The 1908-nt window shown below is 68.4% G+C and carries 3 protein-coding genes; all 3 read left to right on the top strand.

Annotated features, from left to right (window positions below; all coding sequences use genetic code 11):
- The first annotated feature begins 132 nt into the window (after window positions 1-132).
- The gene (locus BRW65_RS30760) at window positions 133-663 is read left to right on the top strand and encodes a YbhB/YbcL family Raf kinase inhibitor-like protein (RefSeq protein WP_073881217.1); all 531 of its coding nucleotides are present in this window, start codon (window positions 133-135) and stop codon (window positions 661-663) included.
- A gap of 51 nt (window positions 664-714) precedes the next feature.
- Window positions 715-909 (top strand): hypothetical protein, encoded by a 195-nt coding sequence (locus tag BRW65_RS31600; protein WP_139273344.1) that lies wholly within the window; start codon window positions 715-717, stop codon window positions 907-909.
- Window positions 906-1908 (top strand): 13E12 repeat family protein (locus BRW65_RS30755; RefSeq protein WP_073881215.1); only part of this gene is annotated, 1003 nt, incomplete at its 3' end. The genes BRW65_RS31600 and BRW65_RS30755, both read left to right, overlap by 4 nt.

Raw genomic sequence — 1908 nt, 5'->3', positions numbered from 1 at the left:
AAGGCCGGGCGGCCAGTCCTTTCAAGCCGCACCACCAGGCCGGCAACCGACATGCCGCCTCACCCGACCCACCCGGGTCACAGCACAACGTAACAACACGAAGTAACTGCACCTACGAACTTAAGGATCGCCATGAGCACCGCGCCCGACCCGTACGCCGCGCTGCCGAAGCTGCCGACGTTCACCCTGACGTCGGAGTCTGTGACCGACGGCCAGCCGCTCGCGCAGCCCCAAGTCAGCGGAATCATGGGCGCGGGCGGAGAAGATGTCAGCCCGCAGCTGAGCTGGTCCGGATTTCCGGGGGAGACCCGCAGCTTCGCGGTCACCGTCTACGACCCCGATGCGCCGACGGCCTCGGGGTTCTGGCACTGGGCTGTGGCGAACCTGCCGGCCGACGTCACCGAACTCCCCGCGGGCGCGGGCGACGGCAGCGACCTGCCCGGGGACGCGCTGACGCTGGTCAACGACGCCGGGATGCGCCGCTACCTCGGCGCCGCGCCGCCGCCGGGACACGGCCCGCACCGCTACTACATCGCGGTGCACGCCGTGGACGTCGACAAGCTGGACCTCGACGAGGATGCCAGCCCCGCCTACCTCGGTTTCAACCTGTTCCAGCACGCGATCGCGCGCGCCGTCATCCACGGCATCTACGAACAGAAGTAGGCGCGGGTCCGGAGCCGCGTTCTTGTCGGTGGGCGGTTGTAGCATTCGAACATGCGTTCGATTAGCGCTTACCGCATGGACGCCGTGCTTGACGGCTTCGAGGCGGCGCAAGATCTGCTCATCGCCTCCGGTGATTCGCTGACGGCTGCGGAGCTCGTCACGGCCCTCGAGAGGTACGTGCTTCTGTTGCGAAGGCTCGAAGCACTCATCTATGAGCTGTCCAGCCCGTTCGGACGGCCCCGATGACGGATCGCGAGGAGATTCAGGAAGACGTCGACGCGCTGCGCGCCGTTGTCTCCCGATTCCAAGGGCACTCGTACGAGGCGCTGAGCAATCCGGAGCGGTTGCGGTTGCTGGAAATACTCGAGTGCGAGACGCGCCGGTTGCACGCACCGACTCATCAACTAATCAATCAGCTTGCCGAGCAGGCTGATTCGGCGGAGCTGGGCGGCAAGCTGAGCTGGGCGCTGGCCGACCGGCTGCTCATCACGCGGGGGGAGGCCAGTCGGCGCGTCGCTGAGGCGGCCGAGCTGGGACCGCGCCGGGCGCTTTCCGGTGAACCGTTGGAGCCGGTGTTGCCCGCCACCGCGGCGGCCCAGCGCGACGGGGCGATCGGTTCCGACCACGTGGCGGTGATCCGGCGCTTTTTCCACCAGCTGCCGGAATCGGTCGACGTCGAAACGCGTGAGCACGCCGAGAAACACCTGGCTTCCGAGGCCGCTCACTATCGCCCCGACCAACTGGCCAAGCTCGCCCGCCACCTGATGGACTGCCTCAACTCCGACGGCAACTACACCGATGCGGACCGGGCGCGGGCCCGCAGCCTGGTGCTGGGCACCCAGCAGGCCGATGGCATGTCGAGGTTGAGCGGGTGGTTGACGCCCGAGGCGCGCGCCAGCTGGGAGGCGGTGTTGGCCAAGTTGGCCGCCCCGGGGATGTGCAACCCGGACGACGAGGCGCCGGTCATCGATGGCGCCCCGACGGAGGAGGCGGTGCAGCGGGACACCCGCACCGCCGCCCAGCGCAACCATGATGGCCTCAACGCCGCGCTGCGCGCGATGCTGGCCAGCGGGGAGCTGGGCCGGCACAACGGATTGCCGGCCTCCATCGTCGTGACGACCACTCTCGCCGAGTTGGAAGCCGCCGCCGGTAAGGGCTTGACCGGCGGGGGCACCATCTTGCCGATGTCCGACGTGATCCGCCTGGCCCGCCACGCCCATCACTACTTGGCCGTCTTCGACAAGG

Origin of the sequence: Mycobacterium paraffinicum, assembly GCF_001907675.1 — a bacterium.
Taxonomy (GTDB): Bacteria; Actinomycetota; Actinomycetes; order Mycobacteriales; family Mycobacteriaceae; genus Mycobacterium; species Mycobacterium paraffinicum_A.
Note: the sequence above shows the minus strand (reverse complement) of the source record. Positions and strands in the feature narration are given on the sequence as shown.